Origin of the sequence: Rhizobium ruizarguesonis (assembly GCF_017357285.1) — a bacterium.
Classification (GTDB): Bacteria; Pseudomonadota; Alphaproteobacteria; order Rhizobiales; family Rhizobiaceae; genus Rhizobium; species Rhizobium ruizarguesonis.
Map to the genome: position 1 here is coordinate 3,746,901 of NZ_CP071678.1, position 26,330 is coordinate 3,773,230.

Genomic DNA, 26,330 nt, shown 5'->3' on the forward strand with positions numbered 1-26,330 from the left:
TGAAAAACGGAAAGGCCGGGGATATCTCCGGCCTTTTTTGTTATCTACGCCTCCGCAGGCCTATGCTCGCTGAACGCCTTGCGGTTCGTGAGATAGACGCCTGTCACGACCACCACGGTGCCGACGATCAACGGCAGGGTCAGCGGTTCTCCGAAGGCGATGAAGGCTTCGAGAGCGACCGCTGGCGGCATCAGATAGATCAGCGAGGCGGCGCGCGACACCTGGCCGCGGCGGATCAGATGAAGCAGAAGCCCGACGCCGCCCATCGACAGACCGAAGACCGACCAGGCGAGCGCGCCATAGGCCTGCTTGGTGCCGTCGAAGTGCTGATGCTCGAAGATCAGCGAAAGCGGCAGGGTGAGGATCAGCGCGCCGATATATTGCAAAGTCGCGATGGTTCTGAGGTCGCCGGATTGCAGGTGCTTCTTCTGATAGAGCGTGCCGTAGGTGACGGACGCCATGGCGACGAGGTTGATCGCCAGCGGCAGGCCTGCATGTGTGAGATCGGCGGTCGCCGGACCGAGCAGCTTCGGCGAAATGGCAATGGCAATGCCGATAAAGCCAAGGGCAAGGCCGAGTTTCTGCGCCTGCTGCAGCCGCTCGCCGATGAGGAAGGGAGCTGCCATTGCCGTCAGCAGCGGCTGCAGCGCCGCGATGATGCCCGATATGCCGGCCGGCACGCCATTGGCGATGGCCCACCAGAGACCGGCGAGATAGAAGCCATGCAGGAAGAAGCCGGAATAGATGGCGCGCAGCGCCGTCGCCCGACTTTTCGGCCATTGCGCCCGCACCACCAGGCAGAGCGCCAGGAATGCCGCCGCCGACAGCGCGTAACGTATCGAAAGAAAGGTGAAGGGCTCGGAATGCAGCGAGGCGTATTTCGCCACCACCCAGCCCGTGGACCAGAGGAGGACGAAAACGGCGGGGGCAAGGCGATCAAGGGACATGGGGCGGCTCGGGAGAGAGGGGTCCGCCGTGCTGATAGCCCCACCCGGCCACTGCAGTCAAAAGCGAAGCGTTGATGCTTATCTGAAATTTCGCTGATCGCAGAGAGCCGATGGCAGTTTTGCCAGCTGGTGGTTTACCACCAAGGGCGGCCAGCCTCGCGCACATGACCATATTCGACCGCCTTGACCGAACGAAAAATGATCACATGCTCAGATTTTGCGCAAGCCTGCAGGTCGATCATCCGCCACGCCGCACCGCATCGCTTTAAATGCCCAGATTTTCACCCATTTCCCGCAGCGCAAAATCTTTTGCTCGAACTGCGCATGGTTCTTGCATTGCCATTTGCGTTGTATTCAAATGAACAAAAAGGGGAGCCGCGCTTTTGGCATTTGATGAAATGATTACAGGGGACGAAAGTCCTCGCCCGCCTTACGAAAAATACTTCGAGTGGTACAATAGCCAAGACCGGGCGCATCTGATTGCCAAGTCCCGCGATGCGGAAAACATCTTCCGGAAGACAGGCATCACCTTCGCGGTCTACGGCCATGCCGACAGTTCCGAAAAGCTCATCCCCTTCGACATCATTCCCCGCATTATCTCCGCCCGCGAGTGGCGCAAGCTCGCCCAGGGCATCGAGCAGCGGGTGATCGCACTGAACGCCTTTCTGGACGATATCTACCACAAGCAGGAGATTATCCGCGCCGGCCGCATCCCGCGCGAGCTGATCGAGAACAACGTCACCTTCATCCCCGAGATGATCGGCTTCCGGCCACCCGGCGGCGTCTATACCCATATCGTCGGCACCGACATCGTACGCACCGGAGAGGACCAGTTTTACGTGCTGGAGGATAATGCCCGCACGCCCTCCGGTGTCAGCTACATGCTGGAAAACCGGGAAACCATGATGCAGATGTTCCCTGAGCTCTTTCATGAGAACAAGGTGCAGCGTGTCGAGGATTATCCCTATCTGCTGCGTCAGAGCCTCGCCTCGCTCGCCCCTCCCGGCTGCAAGGGCAAGCCGCGCGTCGCCGTGCTGACGCCGGGCATTTACAATTCCGCCTATTACGAGCATTCCTTCCTCGCCGACATGATGGGCGTCGAACTGGTTGAGGGCGCGGATCTGCGCGTCATCGACGGCAAGGTGAAGATGAGGACGACACGCGGTTACGAGGCGATCGACGTGCTCTACCGCCGCGTCGACGACGACTTCCTCGATCCCCTGACCTTCCGCTCCGATTCCGCGCTCGGGATTCCCGGCATCATGGATGTCTACCGCTCCGGCAACATCACCATCGCCAATGCGCCAGGCACCGGCATTTGTGACGACAAGGCGATCTATTCCTATATGCCCGAGATCGTCGAATTCTATACCGGCCGCAAGGCGCTGCTCGAAAACGTGCCGACTTGGCGCTGTTCGGAAGCCGACAGCCTGAAATATGTGCTGGAACACCTGGAAGACCTCGTCGTCAAGGAGGTACACGGCTCCGGCGGCTACGGCATGCTGGTTGGCCCGACAGCATCGAAGAAGGAGCGCGCCGATTTCGCCGAGAAGCTGAAGGCCAAGCCGAACAATTACATCGCTCAGCCGACGCTGTCGCTCTCCACCGTGCCGATCCTCGTCAACAAGGGCATTGCTCCGCGCCACGTCGACCTTCGCCCCTATGTACTTGTATCCGACAAGGTGCAGATCATTCCGGGCGGGCTCACCCGCGTAGCGCTGAAGCAAGGCTCGCTGGTGGTCAATTCCAGCCAGGGCGGCGGCACCAAAGACACTTGGGTATTGGAGGACTGATGCTCGGAAGAACAGCAAACGGCCTCTACTGGATGTTTCGCTACATCGAGCGCGCCGAAAATATAGCCCGCCTGATCGATGCGGGATTACGCATGTCGCTGACCCGCAGCAGCACCGGCGATGACAATTGGGATGGCGTTCTACAAAGTGCGGGCGTGCGCGAGGCTTATGACGAAGGCCACAACAAGCTGACCAACGCCGACGCGATCGACTATCTCCTGCGCGATCGCACCAATCCGTCGAGCGTCATGTCTTGCATCGATTCCGGCCGCAACAATGCCCGTATGGTGCGCACGGCGCTGACGCGGGAGACCTGGGAAGCGACCAACGAATGCTGGATCGACTTGAAGTCGCTGCTCGAAAAGCGAGTCAAGGCGGCCGAAATGCCAGAGGTGATCGATGTCATCAAGCGCCGCGCCGGCCTCATCCGCGGCGCCTTCCATGGTTCGACGCTGCGCAATGAGCTCTATAATTTTGCCCGCATCGGCACCTTCATCGAGCGAGCCGACAATACCAGCCGCATTCTCGACGTGAAATATTACGTGCTGCTGCCCTCGGTTTCATCAGTCGGTTCCTCTCTCGACAACGTCCAGTGGGAATCGATCCTGCGCTCGGTCTCGGCGCACCGCGCCTATAGCTGGGCCTATGACGGCGAATACCGGGCGATGAACATCGCCGACTTCCTGACCCTCAATGTCCAGATGCCGCGCTCGCTTGCCTATTGCTACGAGAAGATCGTCAGCAATCTCGGCTATCTCGCCCAGGATTACGAGGAGCGGCTTCCCGCCCACGATACCGCGGATTCAATCCGCAAGACACTGCAGACAAGGGCGATTCGGGATATCATGGATCAGGGCCTGCACGAATTCCTGGAGGATTTCGTCTCGCGTAACAACAAGCTCGGCGCGGAAATTTCCGATGGCTACCGGTTCTATGTATAAGCGGATAACAACATGAGACTGAAGATCAGCCACCTCACCGAATACCGCTACGACGGACCGACGCAGTTCTCGCTGCAAAGGCTGCGGCTGACGCCGCCGACGAGCCCCGCTCAGAAAGTGCTCGGCTGGGCGCTGAACGTCGAGGGCGCCACGCCCGAAGTGGAATATGACGACCAGTACGGCAATCACGTCAATCTGGTCTCGCTGGAAGGCGAGCAGGATGTGACGCGCATTCTCGCCGAAGGCGAGGTCGAGACGGAGGACAATAACGGCGTCACCGGCCCGCATACCGGCTTCTGCCCGCTTTGGCTCTTCCTGCGCGACACGCCGTTGACCAAGGGCGGCAAGCTGGTCAAGGAACTGATCAAGGGCATCGGTGGCGACAACGAGCTTGCCCGCATGCACGCGCTGATGGCCGCAATCCACGAAACGGTCGACTACAAGCCCGGCACCAGCAACACCGAGACGACGGCCGAACAGGCGCTGGAGAAGAAGAGCGGCGTCTGCCAGGACCATGCGCATATTTTCATTGCCGCCGCCCGCGCCTTGCAGGTACCGGCGCGTTACATCTCCGGTTATTTGATGATGGAGGAAAAGATCGAGCAGGCTGCGACCCATGCATGGGCCGAGGCGCATATTCCCGGCCTCGGCTGGGTCGGCTTCGATCCCGCCAACGAGATCTGCCCGGATGCGCGCTACATTCGTGTCGCCTCCGGCCTCTGCTATCGCGACGCTGCGCCGATTTCAGGTATGCGCATAGGCACGCCGGGCGAAACGCTGTCGGTTACCGTGAAGGTCGAGGACGGCGGACAGATGCAAAGCCAGAGCCAGAGTTGAGCGGAGCGCACAAATAGCTTTACCGCGCCCTGCGATTGGGGCCGATAGAATACCTGGCGAGTTTGCCGTAAAACAAGCATGTTCGACTTGCATATATACACCGACGATCCCGAATTTCCGCCTGCTTCCGGGATGGGCCGCACGTCATAATTGCCGTCCGTCAATTTTTCATTGCAGACTAACTCTATTTTAAGGCCGCAGGCACAAGCTTGTCTGCGGCGACGCCTAGTGTATTTCGGCAGGCGCCGATTAAGAAGCAGCATGATGCAGGCTTTCATGATGATGTTGAGCTGCCGGCACGGATGAGGCGACAATCGCGGCCCTCCGATGAGGCAGCCTGTTTGCTTCTGGGATTTAACAGGATCGTCCATGCCTCTTCTTATCGTCGACGACAGCGAATCCAGCCTTCTCGCCCTTGAGACCGCGGTCCGTGGTTTCGCCGGCTGTGTGGTCGAAAGCTTCACCAATCCGCTCGAAGCCCTTGCTCGCTGCCAGGCCGTCGAATTCGACGTCGTGCTAATCGATTATATGATGCCCTGAGATGAACGGTATCGAGATGATCCGCAGGTTGCGCCGCCAGCCGGGTTATGAGGATGTGCCGGTCGTGATGGTCACCTCGCAGGCGAAGCGGTCGGTTCGGCTGGAAGCGCTGGCGGCCGGCGCCACGGATTTTCTTGCCAAGCCCTTTGACCCCTTGGAACTGCAGGCGCGCGTCCTCAATCTGATGGCCCTGCATAAGGCCCAGCTGGCGCTTGCCGACCGGGCGAAATCACTCGACATGGCCTTCCGCCACGCTACCGAACAGGCCGATATGCGCGAGCAGGAGATCATCTGGTGCCTTGCCCAGGCGATGGCCTCGCGCGATGGCAACACCGGCGACCATATCGAGCGCGTCGCCAATATCGCCGAGCTGATCGCCGAAGGCCTCGGCCTCGACCGCATCCAGCGGCGCAACATCTATCTCGCCGCTCCCTTGCACGATATCGGCAAGATCGCCATTCCCGATGCCATCCTGCAGAAGCCGGGTAAGCTCGACCAGCACGAGATCGAACTCATGCGCGAACATGTTCCGATCGGCGTCGCCATTCTTGCCAACAGCTCCGCCGAGCTTTCGCGCGTCGCGACTGCCATCATTGCCGGCCATCATGAGAAATGGGACGGAACCGGCTATCCCAAGGGCCTGTCCGGCGATGCGATCCCGATCGAAGCGCGCATTGTCGCAGTCGCCGACGTCTTCGAAGCGCTCTGTTCCGATCGGCCTTACAAACAAGCCTGGCCGTTCGAACGGGCTTACGAGGAAATCATCGCCTGCAGCGGATCGCATTTCGACCCGGCCTGCGTTGCCGCATTCCGTCGCAAATGGCCGGCGATCCGTGCGCTCTTCGAACATGGCGCCGACGAGGATCACAGCATGGCGGTCTCAAACGGCTAGAGCCGGATGATTTTAGGCTGGTCAACCCGGCCCTGTCCCAAGGCAGCAACTTGAACCCTCCACCCCAAGCCTAACCCGCTGCAAGAACCTGGAGGTGGCCGCGCGCGCCGTAGCTGAGGATCGCCTGGTCGGCCGTAAGTAATGGTACGCGATGAAAACGGGCTGTGGCAGCGATGATGCGGTCGGCGGGGTCGGCATGAAACTCGCCGGGTAGCCGGACGCTGTCTATCGCGATGGAAGGCTCAATCGGTGCAAGCTGGATTCCGGGCAGAGACAGCGCGCTGTCGATCCATCGCCCAACATCGTCGCCGAGCGCCAGGCGCCCCTTCTGCACAAGCATCCCGATTTCCCAAGGTGTAATCGCCGAAATCAGGATCCGGCTTTTCTCCGTCATCTCGTCGATGATGCGCCGGGCTTGTGAACCGAGGCGTGCATCGTCCTGCATTGCCCAGACGAGGATATGCGTGTCGATGACGATCAACGAACGGCGTCCCAATCTTCTGCTTCAGCAGCCGGAGACAGCGGATCGTCATAGCGCAATACGCTGCCCTTCATCGCGCCGATGATACTCCTGCGTCCGCTGGGGCCAGGTGCCGGCGAAAGCACGGCAACTGGCCTGCCGCGTTTGGTGATGACGATAGATTCGTCGTCCTTCCCCATCTGATCGATAAGGTTCAGACATTTCGCCTTGAACTCGGCTGCACCAACGGTCCTAGACATGACCATATCTCCTGTACATTTATACAGAATATAACGCCATTTCTTCATTGAACAAGTGCAAAGAAAAAGACGGGGTGATGCCCCGCCTTTCATCGATTTCTAATCCTGGATTTACGTTGTCAGTGGCTGTCCTTGCCGACCGCGTTTCCGCGACATCCCTTGAGGAAATCGAGGTCGGCGCCGGTATCAGCCCCTTCGACATGCTGCTGATGCAGGAAGGCATAGCCGGATGTGGGCAGATCATGGTTCGGCTGCCATTCGGCAAGCCGTCGCGCCAGTTCCTCATCGGAAATATCGAGATGCAGACGACGGTTCGGCACATCAAGCTCGATCATGTCGCCGTTTTTCACGACCGCCAGCGGCCCGCCGACAGCCGCTTCCGGCGATGTGTGCAGCACGACGGTACCGTAGGCCGTTCCGGACATGCGGGCGTCGGAAATGCGCACCATGTCGAGGATGCCCTTCTTGAGCACCTTCGGCGGCAGCCCCATATTGCCGACCTCGGCCATCCCGGGATAGCCCTTCGGCCCACAGTTCTTCATGACCATGATGCAGGTTTCGTCGATATCGAGGTTATCGTCGTTGATCTTGGCCTTGTAGTCGTCGATATCCTCGAACACGACAGCCCTGCCCCGGTGCACCAGCAGATGCGGCGAAGCCGCCGAAGGCTTCAACACCGCGCCCTTCGGCGCGAGATTGCCGCGCAGCACGACGATGCCGCCCGAAGCTGTCAGCGCCTTTTCGGCTGGCAGGATAACGTCTTCGTTCCAGTTGACGACGTCCTTGACCTCGTCCCAGACGGTTTCGCCGGATACCGTCAGCGCATCCTTGTGCAAGAGACCCGCCTCGCCCAGGCGCTTCAGAACCACCGGCAGGCCGCCGGCATAGAAGAACTCCTCCATCAGGTACTTGCCCGACGGCATCAGGTTGACGATGGTCGGCACGTCACGGCCACAGCGGTCCCAGTCGTCAAGCGAAAGATCGATGCCGACACGGCCGGCGATGGCGAGCAGGTGGATGACGGCATTGGTCGAACCGCCGATGGCCGCGTTGGTGCGGATGGCATTCTCGAAGGCTTGCTTCGTCATGATCTCGGAGGGCTTCAGGTCGTCCTTGACCATCTGCACGATACGCCGGCCGGTAAGCTGCGCCATGACCTTCCGGCGGGAATCGACGCCCGGGATAGCGGCGTTGCCGGAGAGCGCCATGCCGAGCGCCTCGGCCATGGAAGCCATGGTCGAGGCCGTGCCCATGGTGTTGCAGGTGCCCGACGAACGGCTCATCGAGGCCTCGGCCTCGAGGAATTCGGCCTGCGTCATCTCCCCGGCCTTCACCATTTCGGAAAACTTCCACAGATGCGTGCCCGAGCCGACCCGTTCGCCACGAAAATAGCCGTTCAGCATCGGCCCGCCGGTGACGACGATCGAAGGCAGGTCGCAGGAAGCCGCCCCCATGATAAGCGACGGCGTGGTCTTGTCGCAGCCGACCAGCAGTACGCACCCATCCATCGGTTGGCCGCGGATCGCCTCCTCCACCGCGAGCGCGGCAAGGTTGCGGTACATCATCGCGGTCGGGCGGAAGGTGTTTTCGGATGCCGAGAACACCGGCACCTCAAGCGGGAAACCGCCAGCCTCCCATACGCCCGCCTTGACCTTCTCGGCGAGCTCTCTGAGATGACCGTTGCACGGGGTCATATCCGACCAGGTGTTGAGGATGCCGATCACCGGCCGGCCGTCGAACAGGTCGTGGGGATAACCCTGGTTCTTAAGCCAGCCGCGGTGATAGATCACGTCGCGGCTCGTACCGCCGTACCATTCCTGCGACCTCAGCTTGCGCGGCCATTCCGCTTTCTTTTTCATAGTCTCTATCCTTCAGGATGTCGCCAGACCGCCTCGTACGGCCTGGGGTCATCGCCTTTGTCTCAAGCCAGGGTATAGGCGGTCTTGACGGTTGTGTAGAATTCGGCGGCGTATTTGCCCTGCTCGCGCGGACCGTAGGACGAACCCTTGCGGCCGCCGAACGGCACGTGGAAATCGACGCCTGCCGTCGGCAGGTTCACCATCACCATGCCGGCCTCAGAATTGCGCTTGAAGTGCGTCGCATGTTTCAGGCTCGTCGTGGCGATGCCGGCCGAAAGGCCGAACGGCGTATCGTTAGCGATGGCAAGCGCCTCGTCGTAATCCTTCGCCCGGATCACCGACACCACAGGCCCGAAGATCTCCTCGCGCGAAATCCGCATCTGGTTGGTCGCCTCGGTAAACAGCGTCGGCTGCAGGTAGAAGCCGGGCGTGTCGCGCGAGATAACCTCGCCGCCGAAGGCGAGTTTGGCGCCTTCCGACTTGCCAATATCGATATAGTCGGTATCGGTCTTCAACTGCCGCTCATCGACGACAGGGCCGATATGAGTGCCGGCCTTCAGGGCGTTGTCGACGACCAGCGTCTTCAGCTTGTCGGTGAGTGCTGCGACGAACTTGTCGTGAATGCCTTCGGTGACGATCAGGCGCGAGGAGGCGGTGCAGCGCTGGCCGGTCGAGAAGAAGCCGGAATTGGCGGCTGCCTCGACGGCGACGTTGAGATCGGCATCGTCAAGCACGACCATCGGGTTCTTGCCGCCCATTTCCAGCTGGAACTTGCGGTTATGCTCGATGGAGGCGGCGGCGACACGTCTGCCGGTGCCGGTGGAACCGGTGAAGGTGATGCCGTGAACGTCGGGGCTTTCGAGCATGGCCTGGCCGACCACCGAGCCCTTGCCCATGACGAGGTTCAGCACGCCCTTCGGCAGGCCGGCGCGGTGCAGGATATCGACGATCGCCCAGGAACAGGCGGGCACCAGTTCGGCCGGCTTGAAGACGATGGTGTTGCCGTAGCAGAGTGCCGGCGCGATCTTCCAGGCGGGAATGGCGATCGGGAAGTTCCACGGCGTGATGATGCCGATGACGCCGAGAGCCTCGCGGGTGATCTCGATGCCGATATTCGGGCGAACCGACGGGACAACCTCACCGGCCAGCCGCAGCGCCTCGCCAGCAAAGAACTCGAAAATCTGCGAAGCGCGGATAACCTCGCCGGTCGCTTCCGGCAGCGTCTTGCCTTCTTCGCGGGCAAGCAGCGCGCCCAGTTCGTCCTTGCGCGCCATGATCTCGTCGCCAGCCTTCTTCAGGATGACGTGGCGCTCCCAGATGCCCGAGCGCGACCAGGCCGGGAAAGCGGCCTTGGCGGCAGCGATGGCGTTTCTCGTGTCATCAGCGCTGCCGTCGGCATAGAGGCCGACGACTTCGTTCGTATCCGACGGGTTGATATTCTTCGTCGCGTTCGAGCCGACCCATTCGCCGGCGATCAGGTTTTGATAAATGGTCATGGGCTTAACAAGCCTCCTTTACCCGTTTACGAGCAACGATCCGGCCGCCAAATGCGGCCAGGTCTTGAATTTCAGAGCTGCCTGACGGCGATCTCTTCCTCGGCCGCCACCTTCAGCGGATTGCGGAGCGGCAGGCCGAATTCGCCGACCTCGATCTCGAAGACGTCGCCCTCTTCGGTCTTGACGCCATCGGCAAAGGAAAGGGTCGCCGTACCGAACATATGGACGTGAACATCGCCTGGAACCCGGAAGAGGCCATATTTGAAATGGTGATATTCCAGATTGGCGAAGGTGTGCGACATGTTCGCTTCACCGGACAGGAACGGCTTTTCGAAGATCACCTTATCGCCGCGCTTGATGCGCGAGGTGCCGCGAATATCTTCCGGGGCCGCGCCGACACGGATTTCCGGGCCGAAGCTTGCCGGACGCAGCTTCGAATGGGCGAGATAGAGATAGTTAATCCGCTCGGTGACGTGATCGGAAAATTCGTTCGACAGCGCAAAGCCGATGCGGAAGGGCGAGCCGTCCTTGGCGATCACATAAATGCCGGCCATTTCAGGCTCTTCGCCGCCATCGAGCGCGAAGGAAGGCGAAACCAGCGGCGCGCCGGGGGCAGCGGCGCCATAGCCGTTACCCTTGTAGAACCATTCGGGCTGAACACCCTTTTCGCCAGCCTTCGGCTTGCCGTTCTCGAGGCCCATCTTGAACATCTTCATCGAGTCCGTGAGGGTTTCCTCGGCGGCTTCGGTGGTCTTCTTGTGCATCGAATCGCGCGTTGCCGCCGAGCCCAAATGTGTCAGGCCAGTGCCGGTCAGATGCAGGTGCGCGGCATCGGGATGGGTGATCGGCGGCAGGAAGCGGCCTTCCGCATAGGCCTTTTCAAGATCGACCGCATCTCCGTAGCCATGCGCTTCGATGACTGAGGCAAGGGACTTGCCGCCGTCTGCGGCCTCCATCGCCAGCGCATAGACGCTGACGGCGTTCTTGACCGACTTGGCATCGCCGCCCGGCTCGCGCACGGCGACGATGATCTCTCCGTTTGCACCCTTGATCTGTGAAATAAGCACGTTACTCATCCTTTTCCTTTGGCGATGGCACAGCTACGCCTCTCCGGCTCCATGCGGAGCCGGAATTCAGGTTTCATATGACTGCGAGCGGGTGCCGAGCTAAGCTCAGCCCTTGTTCTTATTGTAAACGTCGAAGAACACGGCAGCGAGAAGCACCGCACCCTTGACCATCTGCTGCGAGTCGGTGCCGAGACCGTGGATCGACATGCCGTTGTTCATGATGCCCATGATCAGAGCGCCGATAACAGCGCCGGTCACCTTGCCGACGCCGCCCTGGGCGGATGCGCCGCCGATGAAGCAGGCCGCGATCACGTCGAGTTCAAGACCAAAGCCGCCCTTGGCCGTCGCCGAGTTGAGACGCAGGGCAACGATCAGGCCGGCCAGTCCGGCAAGCAGGCCCATGTTTGCGAACGTCAGGAAGGTCAGCCGCTCGGTGTTGATACCGGAAAGCTTCGTCGCCTTCTCATTGCCGCCCATGGCGTAGATGCGGCGGCCGATCGTCGTGCGGCGGGTAATGAAGGCATAGGCAGCCACCAGAACAAGCATGACCATAAGCACATTCGGGAAGCCGCGATAGATCGACAGCTGGTAGCCGAGCGCCAGAATAGCGAGGGTGACGAGGGCGTTCTGGGCGAGGAAAAAGCCCAGCGGCTCGACGTCATTGCCATGCTTTTCATTCGATAGACGCTTGCGCCATGCCAGATAGAAGAGGGTTACGGCGCCAACGACGGTCAGAATGATCGAGGTCGAGTTGATGCCGCCCATATCGAAAGCGTTCGGCAGGAAGCCGATGCTGATCAGCTGGAATGCCGGCGGGAAAGGACCGATGCTGGTGCCGGTCCCCGATGCCGTCATCACGAACAGCGTCAGGCCGCGGAAGACCAGCATGCCGGCCAGCGTGACGATGAAGGACGGGATCTTGTGATAAGCGACGAAATAGCCCTGGATGCCGCCGACAAGCGCGCCCATGGCGAGGCAGACGATACCCGCCAGGACATAGTTGGTGTGCCATTGCACCGTCATCACGCCGGCGATAGCGCCGATAAAGCCGACGACGGATCCCACCGAAAGATCGATATGGCCGGCAACAATCACCAGCAGCATGCCGAGCGCCATGATGACGATGAACGAGTTCTGCAGAATGATGTTTGTCAGGTTGAGCGGCCTGAAGAGAACGCCACCGGTCGAAAACTGGAAGAACACCATGATCGCGATAAGCGCGATAAACATGCCATATTCGCGGATGTTGCCGCGAACGTAGTCTCCGATGGAGACGACACGCCCTTGCTCAGCGATGGGTTGATTGATCGGCGTCATTGTTTCTTCTCCCCTGAGCGCATGATAGCGCGCATGATGGTTTCCTGGCTTGCTTCTCCCTTCGGCAGTTCCGCGACGATGCGCCCTTCGTTCATCACGTAGATGCGGTCACACGTGCCGAGCAGTTCGGGCATTTCCGACGAGATCATCAGAACGCCCTTTCCATCGGCGGCAAGCTGGTTGATGATAGTATAGATTTCGTATTTTGCGCCAACATCGATGCCGCGCGTCGGCTCGTCGAGGATCAAAATATCGGGATTGGAGAACAGCCATTTCGACAGCACCACCTTCTGCTGGTTGCCGCCAGAAAGATTGACCGTCTCCTGGAAAATGCTGGAGGAACGGATACGCAACTTCGACCGATAGTCGGTCGCAACCCGCGCTTCCTTAAAGCTGTCGATAACGGACGCATTCGACACCGCCGCCAAATTGACGAGCGTCGTGTTGTGCAGGATCGTGTCGTTGAGCACGAGGCCGAGCTGCTTGCGGTCTTCGGTGACGTAGGCGAGCCCTGCATCGATTGCCTTGCGCACGGTGCTGACGTCGACCGGCTTGCCGTGCATCAGCGCCTCGCCCGAAACCTTATGCCCATAGGCCTTGCCGAACAAGCTCATGGCGAATTCGGTGCGCCCTGCTCCCATCAGGCCAGCGATACCGACGACTTCGCCCTTGCGGACTGTGATGTTGATATTGTGCAGCACCTGACGGTCGCGGTGCTGCTGGTGATAGGCGTTCCAGTTCTTCACTTCGAGAATGGTTTCGCCGATCGGCACCGAACGCGGAGGGTAGCGGTCCTCGAGATCACGACCGACCATGTTGCGGATGATGATGTCTTCGCTGATCTCGTCCGCGTGACAGTCGAGCGTCTTGACCGTCATGCCGTCGCGCAGGACCGTGATCTGGTCCGCGACCTTGCGGATCTCGTTCAACTTATGGGAAATGATGATCGAAGTGATGCCCTGCTTGCGGAACTCCATGAGCAGAGTGAGCAGCGCGTCGGAATCGCGTTCATTGAGCGAAGCGGTCGGCTCGTCCAGGATGAGCAGCTTGACGCTCTTCGACAGCGCCTTGGCGATCTCGACGAGCTGCTGCTTGCCGACGCCGATGTCGGTCACCAGCGTGTTCGGAGATTCGGACAGGCCTACTTTCTTCAGCAGCTGCTTCGTGCGGTTGAATGTCTCGTCCCAGCTGATGACGCCGCTCTTGGCATTCTCGTTGCCGAGGAAGATGTTTTCGCCGATCGACAGCAACGGCACGAGCGCCAGTTCCTGGTGAATGATGACGATGCCGATTTCTTCTGAGTCCTTCAGGACCTTGAAGTTGCGCGTCTCGCCTTCGTAGACGATGTCGCCTTCATAGCTTCCTGTGGGATAGACGCCTGATAGCACTTTCATCAGGGTCGATTTGCCGGCCCCGTTTTCGCCCACCAATGCGTGGATTTCACCCTGGCGAACCTTGAGGTTTACATTCTCCAGTGCCTTGACGCCTGGGAACGTCTTGGTGATGCTCCGCATTTCGAGGATGGTATTGTCCATAGTCAAAGTTCCAGCGCCAACAGCCTTCAAGCGGCTGGGCGATCATAAAATCGAAGACCGGAACCCGCAAGCGCGGGTTCCGGTCCTTCTCATTACTTCAGCTTGTCTTCAGAGTAGTAACCGCTGTCGACGAGGATCTGCTTGTAGTTGGTCTTGTCGACGGCAACCGGCTTCAGCAGATAGGACGGAACGACCTTGACGCCGTTGTCGTAAGTCTTCGTGTCGTTGACCTCAGGCTCCTTGCCGGACATGACGGCGTCGACCATGGCAACAGTGACCTTGGCGAGTTCGCGGGTGTCCTTGAAGATCGTCGAGTGCTGTTCGCCAGCGATGATCGACTTGACCGACGGGATTTCAGCGTCCTGACCGGTGACGATCGGGAGCGGCTGAGCCGCAGTACCGTAACCAACGCCCTTCAGCGAGGAGATGATACCGATGGAGAGACCGTCGTAAGGCGACAGAACGGCATCGACCTTGGCGTCGGTGTAGTTGGCCGAGAGCAGGTTGTCCATGCGGGCCTGAGCCGTTGCCGGATCCCAACGCAGCGTGCCGACCTTGTCCATGCCGGTCTGGCCGGACTTCACGACGAGCTTGCCGCTGTCGATGTAGGGCTGCAGGACGGACATTGCGCCATCATAGAAGAAGAAGGCGTTGTTGTCGTCCGGAGAGCCGCCGAACAGTTCGATGTTGAACGGGCCCTTGCCATCCTTGAGGCCGAGGCCGTCAACGATGGAGCCAGCCTGCAGAACGCCGACCTGGAAGTTGTCGAAGGTGGCGTAGTAGTCGACGTTGCCCGAATCGCGGATCAGGCGGTCGTAAGCGATGACCTTGATGCCGGCGTCGTGTGCCTTCTGGAGAACGTCGGAAAGCGTCGTGCCGTCGATCGAAGCGATGACGAGAACCTTGGCACCCTTGGTGACCATGTTTTCGATCTGCGAAAGCTGGTTCGGAATGTCGTCGTCGCCATACTGCAGGTCAGTGCCGTAACCGGCAGCCTGCAGCTGCTTGACGATGTTGTTGCCGTCGTCGATCCAGCGGGCAGAAGCCTTGGTCGGCATCGCAATACCGACAGTGCCCTTATCCGCGGCCAGAGCCGGTGCAACGAACGAAGCGACGCCGAAGGCAGCCGCAGCCATCAATGAGATAATGGATTTCATTTCTCTCTCCCTTGTTAATAAGCAGCGGACGAAAAATCGCCCGCCCCGAAACTGTGGCAGGTTCCGTATTGGATAGTTACTTCAGATGGTGAGAAACGAAGTAGGTCTCCTCCACGATCTCACACGTGTTGAGTGCCAACCAGCACACGGCGGCAAACTGGTATGGATTCCTATAACTGTCAAATAGAATAAGTGCTAACGTGCATAACAATTTTGGTATATCGTTAAAAAGTATTACTTTTGATGGAGCGCAGCGAGGAGGCTGCAACCATGACGGTTATTTCTGAGCCATTTTTGATGGATCACGTCGATATCCACAGCGATAATTTCGGCGATGACGGCCTTTTGCGTGCAGGACTTAAGCTGAATCACCTGCGCATGATCGTCGCAATCGAAGATAGTGGACAGATTTCCGCAGCTGCGGAAGTCCTGAACATTTCGCAGCCCGCCGCATCGCGCATGTTGTCCGAAATGGAATCGATCACCAAGACGTCGCTCTATGAGCGCGTGGCCCGAGGCGTGGTGCTGACGACCTTCGGCGCAGCGCTCGCCCGAAGGGCTCGAAAGATCCTCCTGGAGCTGCGCGAGGCGAGCCGCGAGATCGGTGAATTGAAAAGCGGCAAGGGCGGCTCGGTCTTCATCGGCGCGGTGACGGCGCCGGCCATGAGCCTCGTCGTTCCGGCAATCAACAAGGTGCGCAAGGCCTATCCGGGCATCGAGATCAACATCCAGGTGGAGACGAGCAACGTGCTTGCCCGCGAGCTGCTCGCCGCCCGCCATGACTTCATCATCGGTCGCATTCCCGATGATCTCAACCCGCGCCTGTTCGAGGTGACGGAGATCGGCATCGAACGGGCTTGCCTGATCGTGCGCAGCCGCCATCCACTCATGAAGCAGAAGACGAGCAGCCTCTCCGACGTCAGGGATTACGATTGGGTGTTCCAGCCGCCGGGCACGCTGTTGCGCCGCACGATCGAGGACGTTTTCCTGTCGCATGGCGTGGCCCTGCCCGAAAACATCGTCAACACCTCCTCGCTGCTTCTGACCTGCGCCATCATCTGCGAAACCGATGCGATCGCTCCCGTTGCCGTCGACGTCGCCCAGTTCCTTGCCAGCCAGGGCTCGAATGCCTCTGATGTGCGCATGCTGCCGATCGATTTCGACATCAATGTCAAACCCTACAGCATGATCACGGCCAGGGAACGGGCGCTGCCGCCGAGTGCACGGCTGCTCTACGACATCATCCTCGAGGAGAGCCACAAGCAGGCCGGCTGACGACACCCGCAAGCCCTGCGCCATCTTGCTCTCTTCTAATGCGCCTCGAGCAATTCCAGCAAAAGTGTGCAGCGGTTTTGCGTCCGGAATTGCGTGAACAAGAAGATAGAGCATTTCCGTGATTCGAAGAAAAACGGATATGCTCTCAAGGTAGGCGGGATGCTGTTCGGACAGTCGGTATTTCAATCAGTCCTCGACCGGCTGAAGGCGGAGGATGAGACGACCGAAGACGCCGAGGCGCCGGCTGCCCATCGGGTGTCCGGTCTCGGCGCCGGGCTTGCCTTCGATGTGATGGAGGGCGTCTCAGTCGCCTCGCAGCGCGTCGGCCAAGCCTATTTCGACAATCTGGATCTCGATGCCGCCGCTGGGGTCGTGGACAAGCCGGCGCCTGCGCCTCCAGCCGAGCCCGTCATGCCGGATCATCTCGTCCGCACGACACCGCAGGAGGTTGCCGCCGAACTGGGGATCTCCGCCGCCGATACGCTGCTGACACTCCGTGAGAAGCGCCGAGCCTTCGCGCGCGCCAATCATCCCGATGGCGTGGAAGTGCCCTACCGTGACAATGCGACAAAGCGCATGATGCTGGCCAATCTGCTGATCGACGAAGCGCTGCGGCGATTGAGCCGCTGACTATTCCGCCTGCCCGTCCTTCGAAGATTTTTCAGCGGCCGCCGCGGGTTCGTCCTCGTCCTCGGCATCAGGCTGCACGGGCGGCTCGATGGCCGGAGGCTGCGGATTGAAGGTCCAGAACAGCATATAGAAGGAATAGGCGCCTGCCCCGCCTGCCAGCACCGCCCAGAACGGATCGCCGGTGACAAGTTCGACCACGGCCCAGCCGAAGCAAACGGCAACGATGGCAATCCGCACCCAGAGGCGCCGATATGCCGGATGATTCGGATCGATGAGTTTCATTCCTGCCCCGCGGTCGCATTTGTCGCACGGCCTTCGGCCCGTGCCGCGATTGTCTCTAGAGCCTTTCCTGGTCAGATTAAAGTATTCTCTTGGCTGAAAGGCCGGGCATCTTTCCGCCAGGATCGGAGGCGATCGGCTCTGCCCTGACCAAAATCTGCTCCGGCAGAATACTTCAATCCGACCATGAAAGGCTCTGGTTCGAATCTTGCAAATGTGAAAGATCCGCGGGCTTGACGCGGTCCACAGAAGATGGAATGAAAATTCCAGAATTTTGGCAATTCGGTTTATTTGTTCCGAATTCAAGGGAGGTTAAAATGACAGTGAGATTTGGTCTTCTCGGCGCCGGCCGCATCGGCAAGGTCCATGCAAAGGCCGTCAGCGGCGACGCCAATGCGACGCTCGTCGCGGTCGCCGACGCCTTTCCGCAGGCTGCCGAAGCGATCGCCTCCGCCTATGGCTGCGAAGTCCGCACCATCGAGGCAATCGAGGCAGCCAAGGATATCGACGCCGTCGTCATCTGCACGCCGACAGATACCCATGCCGATCTGATCGAACGCTTCGCCCGCGCCGGCAAGGCGATCTTCTGCGAAAAGCCGATCGATCTCGACGTCGCCCGCGTCAAGGCCTGCATCAAGGTGGTGGAAGAGACCGGCGCCAAGCTGATGGTCGGCTTCAACCGCCGCTTCGACCCGCATTTCATGGCGGTGCGCAAAGTCATCGACGAAGGCAAGATCGGCGATGTCGAGATGGTGACGATCACCTCGCGCGACCCCGGCGCCCCGCCGGTCGACTATATCAAGCGCTCCGGCGGTATCTTCCGCGACATGACGATCCACGATTTCGACATGGCCCGCTTCCTGCTCGGCGAAGAACCGGTGTCGGTTTTCGCGACCGCTGCAGTTCTCGTCGACAAGGCGATCGGCGAAGCTGGTGACTATGACAGCGTCTCGGTGATCCTGCAGACGAAATCCGGCAAGCAGGCCATCATATCCAACTCCCGCCGCGCGACCTATGGCTACGACCAGCGCATCGAGGCACACGGCTCCAAGGGCCTCGTCTCGGCCGAAAACCAGCGCCCTGTTTCGATCGAGGTCGCAAACGGCGAAGGCTACACCCGCCCACCGCTGCACGATTTCTTCATGACCCGCTATACCGAAGCCTATGCCAACGAGATCGCCAGCTTCATCGCCGCGATCGAGAAGGGTTCGAAGATCTCGCCTTCCGGTGCCGATGGTCTCGCAGCGCTGGCACTCGCCGATGCCGCGGTCCAGTCCGTCAAGGAAGGCAAGCTCATCAAGATCGGCTGACGGCTCTCTCCCGACCGGAAGCCATGCAAGAGATGGCCGGGCACTTGCCCGGCCATTTCGCATTTTTCGGATCTTTTTGTGGGGCGTGCCGCAGCGCCCCCAAAGCCATATGCTTGATTGAAAGAAACCCTCAACCCGATTCCTGAATAGTCGCCGATGCTTGGGCTCCCTGAACGCCCGAGAGAACGATATCCTCGTCGATCACCGACAGCGCCCGGTTCAAATGTCCTTCGAAGACGAGGATCTGCTCGTCGGCCACTACCCTGATCTCGGGCATGCCTTCCATGCGCACGATATGCGACTGCCCCAGACCCTCTTCGATCCCTTGCCGAAGAAGGTCGTAATAACGCGTGCCCGGCCCGGTGATGGCGATCGGCATGCGCTCCGTCAGGCTCAGCATGCGCGACAGCCCGTTGCCAAGCGCCAGCCCCGCCTGGCGAAAGGCGAAGGCGGGGACGCGGTGGCCCTGGCGCGCCTTGGCAGCAATCTTGTCGAGTTCCGCCACCGGCACGAACTTTGCCGGAATCGTATCGAGCGGCACCTCGAAGGCGCTGCGCAGAATCGCGTAGAAACCGGCATAGGCCTCGATGCAGCCGCGCGTGCCGCAACGGCAGAGCCCACCATTGGCCATGTGCAGCATGTGCCCGAAATTGGGCGCCGATATTTCCTGGCCTGTCTGGTTCCCCCGCCTGACGATGCCGAGACCGACGCTGTGGCCAAGCGAAAGGGCTGCGAGCGAGCGGAAATCAGCGCCCTTTACCATCTCCTCGCGCGCGCCGAGCGCCGCTGCGACCAGCAGCGTCTCGTTGTCGAGGATCACCTTGGCCTGCCATTCCGGCCGGAGTGCTGATTCGAAATCGATCTGGTCGCTGCCGAAGATCGGCGACCAGACGAGAACCGGCTCGGTGGAATTGACCAGCCCCTTGCTGCTGATCGAGATCAGCAGCACCTTTTCTTGGCTGATCTTCGAGCGATCGAGAATGCGCAAAAGCCCGGCCCGCACCGCCGCGACAAAACGGACGGCGCCTGCCGGATCATGCGAACGTTCCTCGCTGAAGCGGTCGATCAGCTTGCCGGCATAATCGACCAGCGAATATTGCACCGCATCCGAGGAGATGATGACGACGATGAGATAGCCGCAATCGCGCCGCTGGCGCAACAGCACGCGCGGCCGGCCGCGGCCGCTTGCCGGCTGCTGTTCCGATTTCTCGATGATCTGGGCTTTTTCCAGCTCAGTGGTGATCGCCGAGATGGTGGCCGATGACAGCCCGGTGGAATCGGATATTTCGGTATGCGCGAGCGCACCGTGACGACGCAGCACGGACAGCACGAGCACGCTGTTTCTCTGCCTGACCAGCTCCGTGCTCGACTTGGTCAGCATGAATGCCGCCCTCTCTCCCTGCTTGCTCCACCCTTGGTTTCCACTGCATCTCCAGCCGAAGTTTCGCAAGGAAATTAAGCTGGCAGTGCAGTGTTGACAGTTGAAAAAATCTCTGACACTAAATTTCTCGACTGTCGAGAAAAAAATCAGAACCTTTCTCGACAGCTTTTCGCGGTGGCCGGAGGAAGCATGGGCTGGGCCGGTCGCAATCCACTCGGGAGGACATTATGAAGTCTATTTTGAAATTGATGGCAGGTGCTGCCATCCTCGTTTCCGTGCATACCGCTGCCATGGCTGCCGATCTCGTCGTCGGTGTTTCCTGGTCGAATTTCCAGGAAGAACGCTGGAAGACGGACGAAGCCGCCATCAAGAAGGCTCTCGAAGCCAAGGGCGCCAAGTATATTTCCGCTGACGCGCAGTCTTCTGCCGCAAAGCAGCTTACCGACGTCGAATCGCTGATCTCGCAGGGCGCCAACGCGCTGATCATTCTCGCCCAGGACTCCGATGCGATCGGCCCGGCCATCGAGAAGGCCGCTGCTGAAGGCATCCCCGTCGTCGGCTATGACCGCCTGATCGAAAACCCGGCTGCCTTCTACATCACCTTCGACAACAAGGAAGTCGGCCGCCTGCAGGCCGAGGGCGTTTTCAAGGCCAAGCCGGAAGGCAATTACGTCTTCATCAAGGGCTCGTCTTCCGATCCGAATGCCGACTTTCTGTTCTCGGGCCAGCAGGAAGTCCTGAAGGCCGCCATCGACGCCGGCAAGATCAAGAATGTCGGCGAGGCCTATACCGACGGCTGGCTGCCGGAGAACGCTCAGCGCAACATGGAGCAGTTCCTGACCGCCAACAACAACAAGGTTGACGCCGTCGTCGCATCGAATGACGGCACCGCCGGTGGCGCGATCGCTGCTCTCGACGCACAGGGCCTCGCCGGCTCCGTTCCGGTTTCCGGCCAGGACGGCGACAAGGCAGCCCTCAACCGCATCGCTCTCGGCACGCAGACGGTTTCCGTCTGGAAGGACAGCCGCGAACTCGGCAAGCGCGCCGCTGAAATCGCTCTCGACCTCGCCGGCGGCAAGGACATGAGCAAGATCGACGGCGCCCAGGCTTTCAAGGGCGGCCCGAAGGGCGTCGAAATGCAGTCGGTCTTCTTGAAGCCGCTTGCGATCACCAAGGAAAACCTGAACGTCGTCATCGACGCCGGCTGGATCTCCAAGGCGGAAGCGTGCCAGGGCGTCAAGGCCGACAGCGTCGCTGCCTGCAAGTAAGCCAGGGCTTGTAAACTAGAATTGCCGGCGCCGCAGCGGAACACCGTTGCGGCGCCGGATGCGGATGGGAATTCCAACGACGAAGTTTTCTCCGCCTCGCCGCACCATCGCGGGTTTTCATTCCCTGCCGGAAGGGTATCGCGACGCCACGCGACCGGTTTCCGGAAGCATCGCGATGGTGAGTTGAAGAACAGACGCATGACGCCGATGGCAGCTCGGGCACGCCGGCGCATCCGTCCAAACAAAGTGGGGGAACGGCAAACCCATGGCCGAAATGGTAAAATCCACAACATCAAGCGGACCGCGAGCGGCGGAAGCCAGTCCGGTGACCCGCTTCTTCCGCGCCACCGAGATCGACACGCGCCTGCTCGGCATGATCGGCGCGCTGATCATCATCTGGATCGGTTTCCACATCATCACCGGCGGCCTCTTCCTGACCCCGCGCAATCTCTGGAACCTCTCGGTCCAGACGACCGACATCGCCGTCATGACGACGGGCATGGTGCTGATCATCGTCACCCGCAACATCGACCTGTCGGTCGGTTCCGTGCTCGGCCTCTGCGGCATGATCATGGGCGTGACGCAGGCCAAGATCCTGCCAGAATATATCGGCTTCGACAGCCCCTTCACCTGGGCGATCACGCTGCTGGTCGGATTGGCGGCAGGCTGCCTGATCGGCGCCTTCCAGGGCATCATCATCGCCTTCCTCAACGTTCCCTCCTTCATCGTCACGCTCGGCGGCCTGCTCGTCTGGCGCGGCGCCACCTGGCTCGTCACCAGCGGCCAGACGGTTGCGCCGATGGACCAGACCTTCCGCATCATGGGCGGCGGCGCGGAAGGCTCGATCGGCGCCACCTGGAGCTGGATCGTCGGCATCTGCGCCTGCCTCTTCGTCATCGCAAGCATCGTCGGCTCACGCCGGCAACGCCGGCGCTTCGGTTTCCCGCGCCGGCCGATGTGGGCTGAATATTTCCTCGCCGTCCTGAGCTGCGTGCTCATCCTCGGCGCGGTCTGGATCGCCAACAGCTATTACTGGCCGATCAACATCGCCAAGAAATATGCAGAAACCAACAATATTCCCTGGCCCGAGACCGGCCTGGATATCCCCTACGGCATCGCGGTGCCGGTGTTGATCGCGATCGTCGTCGGCATCATCATGACCTTCATCGCGACAAGGCTGCGCTTCGGCCGCTACGTCTTTGCAATCGGCGGCAACCCCGAAGCGGCAGAACTCGCCGGCATCAAGACCCGCTGGGTCACCGTGCGCATCTTCGCGCTGATGGGCATTCTCGCGGCCATCGCAGCGGCGATTTCCACCGCGCGCCTCAATGCCGCGACGAACTCGCAGGGTACGCTCGACGAGCTCTACACCATCGCCGCCGCCGTCATTGGCGGAACGTCGCTGGCAGGCGGTACCGGCACCATCGCCGGCGCCATGCTCGGCGCGCTCGTCATGCAGTCGCTGCAATCGGGCATGGTGCTTGCGCATGTCGATACGCCGCTGCAGAGCGTCGTCGTCGGCACCGTCCTTGTCGTGGCGGTCTGGCTCGACACCGTCTACCGCGCCCGTGCCAAGTGAGAGGAGCCCTAGACATGGCTGATCAACGCACTCCCCTCGTGGAACTGAAAAACATCTCGATCTCCTTCGGCGGCATTCACGCCGTGGACAATGCCTCGGTCGATCTCTACCCCGGCGAAGTCGTGGCATTGCTCGGCCACAACGGCGCCGGCAAGTCGACGCTCATCAAGATCCTCTCCGGCGCCTACAAGCGTGATGGCGGCGAGATCCTGATCAACGGCGAGCCCGCCGACATCCGCAATCCGCGCGATGCCAAGAAATACGGGATCGAGACGATCTACCAGACGCTCGCCGTCGCCGACAATGTCGACGCCGCCGCCAACCTCTATCTCGGCCGCGAGCTGAAAACCCGCTGGGGCACGCTCGACGACGTCGCGATGGAAGCCTCGGCCCGCGAGGTGATGGGGCGGCTCAACCCCAACTTCAAGCGCTTCAAGGAGCCTGTGAAGGCGCTCTCGGGCGGCCAGCGGCAATCGGTGGCGATCGCGCGTGCGATCCTCTTCAATGCCCGCATCCTGATCATGGACGAGCCGACGGCAGCGCTCGGCCCCCAGGAGACGGCGCAGGTCGGCGAGCTGATCAAGCAGTTGAAGAAGGAAGGCATCGGCATCTTCCTCATCAGCCACGACATCCACGACGTCTTCGACCTTGCCGACCGCGTTTCGGTGATGAAGAACGGCCAGGTCGTCGGCCACGCCCGCACCGAGGATGTGACCAAGGACGAAGTCCTCGGCATGATCATCCTCGGCAAGGTGCCGTCCAAGGCCATCCCCGGCCCCGGCGCCATGCAGATCTGACCGCCGCCAGGCGACAGCCCGCGACAACAACGCTCCGCCGCCCTCAAGGCCGGCGGAGTTTTTTTGTGCAGCGTTCCCAGGCTGACGGATAAAAACACCCTGCAAAGCGCAAGCACCCGTATTTCTGAGAATTTCGCGATTGAAGCCGGCCGCAAGCTAGGCTAAGAACCACCCATCGGACAGGCGATTCAAACCGCCTTCGGCATGCACCCGTAGCTCAGCTGGATAGAGTGTTGGATTCCGATTCCAAAGGTCACAGGTTCGAATCCTGTCGGGTGCGCCACAAAACACATTGAAATTATTGAATTATTGCCCCCTTTACTTGCTCTTCCTCCGAGCGGCGACATCGGTAGCAAAAGGCGAACCGCGTCGAAAAACCCTTGTTTTCAGTATCCGCAAATTGCGGCCGAAGCCGGCGTTAGCACAGTGTTAGCGCGAGCCACCTAGTGTGGTGACGCCATGGGAAACCCGGTTGTCCGTTGAAAACAGGACAAGCAGAATGAAGACGAGCCCTGCCGCGGCTTACGGAGGTTACATGAAACTGGTTCTAGGCAGCGTAATATTGGCGTCTGGGATACTGCTATCCAGCCTGTCGGGATTCGCAGCTTCGGGCGGATGGCAGTCGGATGGGCAAGGGACGAGATACTGGCACGTCACTCCGCGGCCCGGGCAATGCAACATAAGCCAGGCGAAAAACCGGGCGCTTCGGGCCGGCATCTATCGTAGCGAGATTATACAGCAGGATGACAATGTCATCGTGCTTAGAGGTCTGGATGAATCGGGCGACCGGCGAACGATCGGTTTCGGCAACATCAGGGGGTGCCCTGAGTTGGAGAGCCATGAGGATAGTCCAAACTTCTGAGGACATATCTAGAGTTTGTTGAGCGAATTTTTCCAGTTCCGACCGAGGTACGCATTTCTGGGCAAGCGTCGCGTCTCTACCGATCGACGAGGCTGGCGGTTAACAACGCATTGAATGCCTCATTCCCAGCTGGCCCGCCCTATTGATTGATCCGGGTTTAAGGTCGATGCATGTTCTGGTCAGCCGCTAGGCGGGAGCTGAGGTCGCGTGTCCGGGAGACTGAAGGTCGGGAGCGGTTGTAACCGTTTCAGAGCGGCGGGGATTTCAGAGCAGCACACAATGCGCTCGATGCTCTGCTCCCGCGGGCGCAGGGTCCGATTGCGCTTGGGATGACCCGCAGCCTCAATTCGCCGAGCTTCCGCATCCCCCTGTTAGGAATTTGTTGACCATAAGCTGGCTTTACTGAGCGCGATGGATGCGGAATTTCCCGCACGTCGTCGAGTGTTTGGTGTGGGCGGGATTGTTCGTGTTGAAGTATCCAGTGCAAGGATTATCGGGCGGAGCCTTGGGCGGAATTGCCACGCTCCTGTCGCGTGCGGAACGGTTTGTCGCGAAGACCATTCTGCCGGCTCTGTTTGCGCTCCCGGCGCTTATCGGTTCTGCATCATTTGCCTCAGCGGAAGATCGCGCCTTGAAGCTGTTCTTTACCCATACGGGCGAGAGGGCCACGATTACCTACAAGCGGGATGGAAAGTTCGATCCGAAAGGCCTTGCCCAGATCAATCGGTTTCTGCGCGACTGGCGAAGGAACGAGCCGACCCGGATGGATCCCCGGCTGCTCGACCTGGTCTGGGAGGTGTACAAACGCAGCGGCGGCAAGGACTACATCCATATCGTCTCTGCCTATCGATCCCCCGATACCAACAACATGCTCCGCAATCGTTCGCGCAGCACGGGCGTCGCCAAGAAGAGCCAGCACATGCTGGGTAAGGCGATGGATTTCTACGTTCCCGGCGTGAAGCTTTCGACGCTGCGTGCCCTTGCAATGCAGATGCAGGTCGGTGGTGTCGGATATTATCCGACCTCGGGATCGCCCTTCGTGCATCTCGACGTCGGCAACGTCAGGGCCTGGCCCCGCATGTCTCGGCAAGAACTCGCGCGAATATTCCCGAATGGGCAGACGATGCATCTCCCGGCCGATGGCCGGCCGCTGCCGGGATACAATCAGGCGATTGCGAACTACAAGAAGCGCGTCGGCCCCGCCTCGATCCAGATCGCCAGCACCGCTGGAGACGACGAAGACGCAGGAACCTCGACCAAGCCGAGCGGCGACACCACAGACAATAACCTCGTGACGGCGCTTCTGCCCGCGCCCCGAAGCCGGGCGTTGAATGCGCTGGCGCTGCAGACCGGCACGGTCGAGCGGGATGACAAACGATCCGCTCCGGCTCTTTCATCTTTGGCGATTCCGATACCGGCGATGCGGCCGCCCGCCCTCGAGCACGACGCGGGCGCAGATGACAAACTGGAGACTGCGTCGATCGGCCCAATTGATGCGCTTCCGGCTAAACCGACGCCTGCGTTGCCGGCCTACGCCCGCTTCGAACCCCTCCGTGTTGCACACCAGGCCTCCAAGCAGGGCGCTGATATGATCGCCTCCCTGCCCATGACCGCTTCCTGGGAAGAAGCAAGTTTCTTTGAACCGACGTCCGACGCGGCGCTGATGAAATGGGCGTTGCATTCTCCTGGCGAGGTGATGGGATTGAACGCGCCTCGCGTTTCTCCCCGCACGGTTCATCGTGAGGTCAATGCCGCGATAGCAGGTAAGGATATCATTCCGGTCGCCGCCACAGACCTGTTCGATGCGAGCCGGTTTGCATCGCCCCCGGAGGGCTGACCTCAATCATC

General features: G+C 60.4%; 22 protein-coding genes, 1 tRNA gene and 1 pseudogene. 13 read left to right on the forward strand and 11 right to left on the reverse strand.

The features are described 5' to 3' along the window. Positions 1-44: 44 nt before the first annotated feature. Positions 45-947 carry a DMT family transporter gene (locus tag J3P73_RS18560; RefSeq protein WP_018495267.1) on the reverse strand — a complete coding sequence of 301 codons (903 nt, stop codon included), beginning with the start codon at positions 945-947 and terminating at the stop codon, positions 45-47. A gap of 383 nt (positions 948-1,330) precedes the next feature. Between J3P73_RS18560 and J3P73_RS18565 the strand changes: the two genes are divergently transcribed. The 4 genes and pseudogenes from J3P73_RS18565 (at position 1,331) to J3P73_RS37640 (ending at position 5,950) form a co-directional block, all read left to right on the forward strand. Continuing rightward, a complete protein-coding gene (locus J3P73_RS18565) occupies positions 1,331-2,740 on the forward strand; it encodes a circularly permuted type 2 ATP-grasp protein (protein WP_018073843.1) in 1,410 nt (469 codons plus the stop codon). Further along, a complete protein-coding gene (locus J3P73_RS18570; RefSeq protein ID WP_018073842.1) occupies positions 2,740-3,681 on the forward strand; it encodes an alpha-E domain-containing protein in 942 nt (313 codons plus the stop codon). The genes J3P73_RS18565 and J3P73_RS18570 overlap by 1 nt, the downstream gene beginning before the upstream one ends. Positions 3,682-3,693: 12 nt before the next feature. After that, a complete protein-coding gene (locus J3P73_RS18575; RefSeq protein ID WP_018495269.1) occupies positions 3,694-4,518 on the forward strand; it encodes a transglutaminase family protein in 825 nt (274 codons plus the stop codon). A gap of 369 nt (positions 4,519-4,887) precedes the next feature. Continuing rightward, a pseudogene (locus tag J3P73_RS37640) lies at positions 4,888-5,950 on the forward strand (HD domain-containing phosphohydrolase). Between the two features lie 70 nt (positions 5,951-6,020). Here the strand turns inward: J3P73_RS37640 and J3P73_RS18585 are convergent. The 8 genes from J3P73_RS18585 to chvE form a co-directional block, all read right to left on the reverse strand. Next, entirely contained in the window at positions 6,021-6,431 is a 411-nt protein-coding gene (locus J3P73_RS18585) for a type II toxin-antitoxin system VapC family toxin (RefSeq protein WP_130692433.1), read from the reverse strand. Further along, entirely contained in the window at positions 6,428-6,670 is a 243-nt protein-coding gene (locus tag J3P73_RS18590) for a type II toxin-antitoxin system Phd/YefM family antitoxin (protein ID WP_197726841.1), read from the reverse strand. Before J3P73_RS18590 ends, J3P73_RS18585 begins: the two co-directional genes overlap by 4 nt. Positions 6,671-6,789: 119 nt before the next feature. Further along, on the reverse strand, positions 6,790-8,529 hold the full coding sequence (araD, locus tag J3P73_RS18595; RefSeq protein ID WP_018073838.1) for an L-arabinonate dehydratase: 1,740 nt from the start codon (positions 8,527-8,529) through the stop codon (positions 6,790-6,792). A gap of 62 nt (positions 8,530-8,591) precedes the next feature. Further along, positions 8,592-10,025 carry an aldehyde dehydrogenase family protein gene (locus tag J3P73_RS18600; RefSeq protein ID WP_130664954.1) on the reverse strand — a complete coding sequence of 478 codons (1,434 nt, stop codon included), beginning with the start codon at positions 10,023-10,025 and terminating at the stop codon, positions 8,592-8,594. Positions 10,026-10,096: 71 nt separating this feature from the next. Then, positions 10,097-11,092, reverse strand: a complete 996-nt coding sequence (araD1, locus tag J3P73_RS18605) for an AraD1 family protein (RefSeq protein ID WP_024319451.1) — start codon at positions 11,090-11,092, stop codon at positions 10,097-10,099. A gap of 105 nt (positions 11,093-11,197) precedes the next feature. Next, on the reverse strand, positions 11,198-12,409 hold the full coding sequence (gene mmsB / locus J3P73_RS18610; protein WP_003561801.1) for a multiple monosaccharide ABC transporter permease: 1,212 nt from the start codon (positions 12,407-12,409) through the stop codon (positions 11,198-11,200). Further along, positions 12,406-13,944 (reverse strand): multiple monosaccharide ABC transporter ATP-binding protein, encoded by a 1,539-nt coding sequence (gene mmsA / locus J3P73_RS18615; RefSeq protein WP_018073835.1) that lies wholly within the window; start codon positions 13,942-13,944, stop codon positions 12,406-12,408. The genes mmsB and mmsA overlap by 4 nt, the downstream gene beginning before the upstream one ends. 92 nt (positions 13,945-14,036) lie before the next feature. Further along, positions 14,037-15,101, reverse strand: a complete 1,065-nt coding sequence (chvE, locus tag J3P73_RS18620) for a multiple monosaccharide ABC transporter substrate-binding protein (protein ID WP_003561803.1) — start codon at positions 15,099-15,101, stop codon at positions 14,037-14,039. 270 nt (positions 15,102-15,371) lie between these two features. On the opposite strand from chvE, the gene J3P73_RS18625 reads away from it, so the two are divergent. After that, positions 15,372-16,376, forward strand: coding sequence for a LysR family transcriptional regulator (locus tag J3P73_RS18625; protein ID WP_026236707.1), 1,005 nt, complete (start codon positions 15,372-15,374; stop codon positions 16,374-16,376). A 159-nt stretch (positions 16,377-16,535) separates the two neighbouring features. Continuing rightward, positions 16,536-17,006, forward strand: coding sequence for a hypothetical protein (locus J3P73_RS18630; protein ID WP_130656955.1), 471 nt, complete (start codon positions 16,536-16,538; stop codon positions 17,004-17,006). On the opposite strand, the gene J3P73_RS18635 is transcribed toward J3P73_RS18630, so the two are convergent. Next, positions 17,007-17,288 carry a hypothetical protein gene (locus J3P73_RS18635; RefSeq protein WP_024319447.1) on the reverse strand — a complete coding sequence of 94 codons (282 nt, stop codon included), beginning with the start codon at positions 17,286-17,288 and terminating at the stop codon, positions 17,007-17,009. A 314-nt stretch (positions 17,289-17,602) separates the two neighbouring features. Between J3P73_RS18635 and iolG the strand changes: the two genes are divergently transcribed. After that, positions 17,603-18,595: an inositol 2-dehydrogenase gene (gene iolG, locus J3P73_RS18640; RefSeq protein WP_027689236.1), complete on the forward strand. Its 993-nt coding sequence runs from the start codon at positions 17,603-17,605 to the stop codon at positions 18,593-18,595. 130 nt (positions 18,596-18,725) lie between these two features. Here iolG and J3P73_RS18645 read toward each other — a convergent pair whose 3' ends face one another. Continuing rightward, a complete protein-coding gene (locus J3P73_RS18645) occupies positions 18,726-19,976 on the reverse strand; it encodes an ROK family transcriptional regulator (protein ID WP_024319445.1) in 1,251 nt (416 codons plus the stop codon). Positions 19,977-20,203: 227 nt separating this feature from the next. Between J3P73_RS18645 and xylF the strand changes: the two genes are divergently transcribed. From xylF to J3P73_RS18670, 6 genes are all read left to right on the forward strand, one after another. Further along, a complete protein-coding gene (xylF, locus tag J3P73_RS18650) occupies positions 20,204-21,244 on the forward strand; it encodes a D-xylose ABC transporter substrate-binding protein (RefSeq protein ID WP_018073829.1) in 1,041 nt (346 codons plus the stop codon). A gap of 265 nt (positions 21,245-21,509) precedes the next feature. After that, the gene (locus tag J3P73_RS18655; protein WP_017989150.1) at positions 21,510-22,823 is read left to right on the forward strand and encodes a sugar ABC transporter permease; all 1,314 of its coding nucleotides are present in this window, start codon (positions 21,510-21,512) and stop codon (positions 22,821-22,823) included. Positions 22,824-22,837: 14 nt separating this feature from the next. Further along, on the forward strand, positions 22,838-23,620 hold the full coding sequence (locus tag J3P73_RS18660; protein ID WP_003561812.1) for an ATP-binding cassette domain-containing protein: 783 nt from the start codon (positions 22,838-22,840) through the stop codon (positions 23,618-23,620). Between the two features lie 206 nt (positions 23,621-23,826). After that, positions 23,827-23,903 (forward strand) — tRNA-Arg (locus tag J3P73_RS18665). 216 nt (positions 23,904-24,119) lie between these two features. Next, entirely contained in the window at positions 24,120-24,482 is a 363-nt protein-coding gene (locus J3P73_RS37645; RefSeq protein WP_018073828.1) for a hypothetical protein, read from the forward strand. Between the two features lie 415 nt (positions 24,483-24,897). Beyond that, positions 24,898-26,319 carry a peptidoglycan L,D-endopeptidase MepK gene (locus J3P73_RS18670; RefSeq protein ID WP_051320241.1) on the forward strand — a complete coding sequence of 474 codons (1,422 nt, stop codon included), beginning with the start codon at positions 24,898-24,900 and terminating at the stop codon, positions 26,317-26,319. Positions 26,320-26,330 lie beyond the last annotated feature (11 nt).